The organism is Nostoc sp. UIC 10630, from assembly GCF_010747425.1.
Lineage (GTDB): Bacteria > Cyanobacteriota > Cyanobacteriia > Cyanobacteriales > Nostocaceae > Nostoc.
Map to the genome: position 1 here is coordinate 1 of NZ_JAAGOG010000368.1, position 3673 is coordinate 3673.

A 3673-nucleotide genomic window follows, 5' to 3' on the forward strand; every position below is an offset into this window, starting at 1 on the left:
GGGGAATGGGGAACGGGGAATGGGGAATAGAAAAATCCCGATTTAAAAAGTTTTGATACTTTTTTAGCTCACCCAGACTGTTTAAATAATTTGCCCTTGTAATCCACGATTCGTTAGGAGGTAAACGGCAAAGGTTCCTAGCCAGTGACTAGCTGCATAATGTTCAATTACAACGTCTGTGAGTCCATGCTGACGATGGTGAAGAGCAGCAGAGCGGAGTGTTTTTATGCGGCGATCGCTATTTGCCAATCCAGATATGATACCCTCAAGCATCCAAGCACGACTGAGATTAAGACCGTAGAAGTGGGCTTGCATATAATCTTGAGGATTATCAACTCTGGCAGGTTCTAACCAACTTTCTGAATTATCAATGGGTATTTGTGGCAGAAAATCGGTGAGCCACTCAGTAAAATCTTTTGTTGGCAGGATTCGCCGCATGAGGTCTGCTTCAGCAAGTCCAGAAGAGAGAAAATCGTAACCAAGTGGCTCAAATTGTAACGAGTAGTTGCGATCGCTAAGATAAAATTGCCGTGCTTTATTCTCCAATAACTGAGTAAAATCAGTATTTTCGGTAATCCTTGCCCAATCTAGCATCAAACCAAGTGCAAAGGCTGTTTGGCTATGCACCCCTGTGCGATTTGGCAGTTTCAGTTCGTTAATCCAGCGCTGTAAGTTATCTGCAATCAACTTTTCTAGCGGTTCCAATACAACCCGCCATTCTTTCGCTTGGGCATGATTCCACTCGTGAAGTTCCGCAGCCAGTTGCAGAAACCAGCCCACACCGTAAGGAAATTCAAAAAAGGGTCGCCGTTGAAAATGGGCAATCTCTCCTTGAATTTTCTCAGGTGTTAGGCTCTGCCCAAGTGCTTGTTTTGACGCTGCATGGAAAGAGGCTTCAGGAAAGTAACGCAGCAAACGTACCAGCAACCAGTGACCATGTACGGCTGAATGCCAATCTAAGCAGCCATAAAAAGCAGGAGTCAATTTACGCGGTGGTTTTATATCCTCGTCGCTCTCAGCCCAACGCAGAATACTGTTAGGATACTCTCGCTCGATACAATCCAGTACTAATTGAGCAAATTTTACTGCGATCGCTTCATTAATCTCCAAATTATCGAGTGGTATAGTCACGTCGCTTTGCTCCGAATTAAAAATTAAAAATTAAAAATTAAATTTAGGTGCTTAAACCTCATCTATGTTGAAACCTAGAGTTTTTTAAAAGATATATTGATGTAGGTTGGGTGGAGTGAAACGCAACCCAACATTACCACCAAATTTTATGTTGGGTTACGCTATCGCTGCACCCAACCTACAAAACTACTACTGCGATCGCTTCATTAATCTCCAAATTATCGAGTGGCATTGTCACTTATACCAATAAAGACATTGTATCGGGATGTATTGTACGATCACAAAGACGCGATAAATCGCGTCTTTTGCCTTAACTAGGAATTAACCATCACTTGCGCTTCAGGTTTTACCCTAGCTTCTGCTTGGAGAAAGTCAGCCACTTGAGCCTCAATTTCATCCCGAACAATTTGGCGATACTCCAAGAAATGCTCAATTTGGGCACAAACGGCTAAGTAACTACTCACCCCACCCGGATTATGCCGATACATACTCCACAGGTTGCGCCAGAATTGCCAGCGCGTCTGACGACGTACACCCTGCCGCCAGCAAATGATTAGAAACGCTCGGAGTACTTTCCAGTTCAATGGTTTCTTGGCAGCTTTGCCCTTTTTCGGGTACGTTGCTTCGCCCAAAAGCCGGAAGTGTTTGTATGTACGCTCCAAAAACCGCTCTGGGTCATACAAATCACAGAACGCCTGCACATATTCACGAGCGATGTCTTCTAACGGTCGAGTTGGGACAAAGTTCATCAACGTGGTTTGGTTGATGTTGGCTGATTTATTGCGGAGTCGTCCTTCTTTTTCTAATCTATGCCAGAGGGCTGTATCTGGAAGCGCTTGCAACATACTGAATAAAGCGGTGGGAATTGCTGTTTGCTCGACAAACTTGACAATCCGTGCGCCGGCTCCTACTTTCTCGCCATCAAACCCAATGATAAAACCTGCCATGACTCGCAACCCTGAGCGGGTAATTCTATTCACCGCTTCACTGAGCGAGTCTCTGGTATTTTGGTATTTCTGAGTGAAAGTGAGACTTTCTTCGTCAGGGGTTTCAATTCCCAGAAAAACGGCTCCAAAATTACACGCTACCATCAAGTCCATTAGTTCTTGATCTTGGGCTAAATCAACTGAAGCCTCTGTCGCAAAAGAAAAAGGATAGTTATGTTCTACCATCCAGGGCAGAAGAGACTTCAAAAATAATTTGACATTCCGCTTATTACCGATGAAGTTGTCATCCACCATAAAAATACTGCGCCGCCAACCCAGTTTGTAGAGATAATCAAGTTCTGCTAGTAATTGTTCTGGGTTTTTGGTGCGAGGTTTGCGACCATACAGCACAATAATGTCGCAGAATTCACACTGGAAGGGACATCCACGGGAAAATTGCACCGACATCTCCGCATAAGCTTCAAACTCTAGCAAGTCAAAGCGAGGGGTGGGAGTGTTGGTAACATCTGGTTTTTCACCGCCAGAGCGAAAAATGCCTGTGCGATCGCCCCGTGCGATCGCTGCTACAAATAAGGGTAGGGTAATTTCCCCTTCGTCCAATATCAAGTAATCCACTCCGGCGGATGTCATTTCATCTGGTAACGCTGTCGGGAAAGGCCCACCCACAGCTACCCGTTTACCTCTCCGTTTTGCTTCTGATATCTGACAAAGCAAGTCTTCTTTTTGCACAATCATCGCCGACATAATAACCAAATCGGCCCAAGCCCACTCTGCTTCCGTACAGGCACGAACATTTCGATCTACTAGCTTATACTCCCATTCTTGAGGTAATATCGCGGCTACAGTTACCAAGCCTAAAGGCGGTAGCATTGCTTTACGGTCTAATAAAGCCAGTGTTTTTTCAAAAGACCAAAAACTTTTTGGAAAAAGGGGGTATAGAAGTAAAACATTCATATTTGATGCTTATAAACCTCGATCTTAGCTGCTGGTTGAGTCGAATACAACTTAGCCGCTCTGGTAAAACACTTAGAGAAGCTTTTGTATGCAGTAGCTGTAAATTCTACTATGACTGATTTAAACGAAACAATATTTTTTAAGGGCAATTATTGTTATTTTTATACTAGGGAGTATTCCGAAACTGCGGGTTTTGCAGAATTAAGGAATGATTTTTTTAGGGTGGGCATCTGCCTTAACTTCACTTGAACGAGGCAGGGAGCAGGAGGCAGAGAGCAAGAGGGCAGGGAGCAAGAAGGCAGGGACAGCCCGCAAATATGGAAAGCCACTTGGCAAATTGGCAACTCTGAACAAATTAACTGTGTTATTTTTAATAACTATACAAGGTGTATTTGCACTTTCAAGCTATTTTTTAGACGGGCTGCAACCCGTCTTTATTTATCGCCAGATCCTTTTACAGCAGTTTTCATGTATTTGAACTATATCTGTCGTAGGAGCAATTCATGAATTGCCCCTACGACGAAAGTCCTAAATTTAATGATTTGCTCAACAAGTTTTAGGGTGTAATATAACGTTTCCTAAGCAACATCTCAATCAAGAGAAAGAGGTTTGAATCTGTTCTTCTGCCCTGCCTCCTGCCC

4 protein-coding genes are annotated in these 3673 nt (G+C 43.7%); 2 read left to right on the forward strand and 2 right to left on the reverse strand.

Annotated features, from left to right (window positions below):
* Positions 1-81: 81 nt before the first annotated feature.
* Positions 82-1131, reverse strand: a complete 1050-nt coding sequence (locus G1O98_RS37360) for a DUF2891 domain-containing protein (RefSeq protein ID WP_163939390.1) — start codon at positions 1129-1131, stop codon at positions 82-84.
* Positions 1132-1246: 115 nt separating this feature from the next.
* Between G1O98_RS37360 and G1O98_RS41015 the strand changes: the two genes are divergently transcribed.
* A complete protein-coding gene (locus G1O98_RS41015) occupies positions 1247-1381 on the forward strand; it encodes a hypothetical protein (RefSeq protein ID WP_275941824.1) in 135 nt (44 codons plus the stop codon).
* Between the two features lie 64 nt (positions 1382-1445).
* Here G1O98_RS41015 and G1O98_RS37365 read toward each other — a convergent pair whose 3' ends face one another.
* Positions 1446-3032: a B12-binding domain-containing radical SAM protein gene (locus tag G1O98_RS37365; protein ID WP_163939392.1), complete on the reverse strand. Its 1587-nt coding sequence runs from the start codon at positions 3030-3032 to the stop codon at positions 1446-1448.
* Positions 3033-3240: 208 nt separating this feature from the next.
* Between G1O98_RS37365 and G1O98_RS37370 the strand changes: the two genes are divergently transcribed.
* Entirely contained in the window at positions 3241-3510 is a 270-nt protein-coding gene (locus tag G1O98_RS37370; protein WP_163939394.1) for a hypothetical protein, read from the forward strand.
* The last annotated feature ends 163 nt before the right edge of the window (positions 3511-3673 follow it).

Excerpts from the sequence above, each read along its gene's own strand:
- G1O98_RS37370 (WP_163939394.1), top strand. The coding sequence starts at position 3,241 with ATGATTTTTTTAGGGTGGGCATCTGCCTTAACTTCACTTGAACGAGGC.
- G1O98_RS37365 (WP_163939392.1), bottom strand. The coding sequence starts at position 3,032 with ATGAATGTTTTACTTCTATACCCCCTTTTTCCAAAAAGTTTTTGGTCT.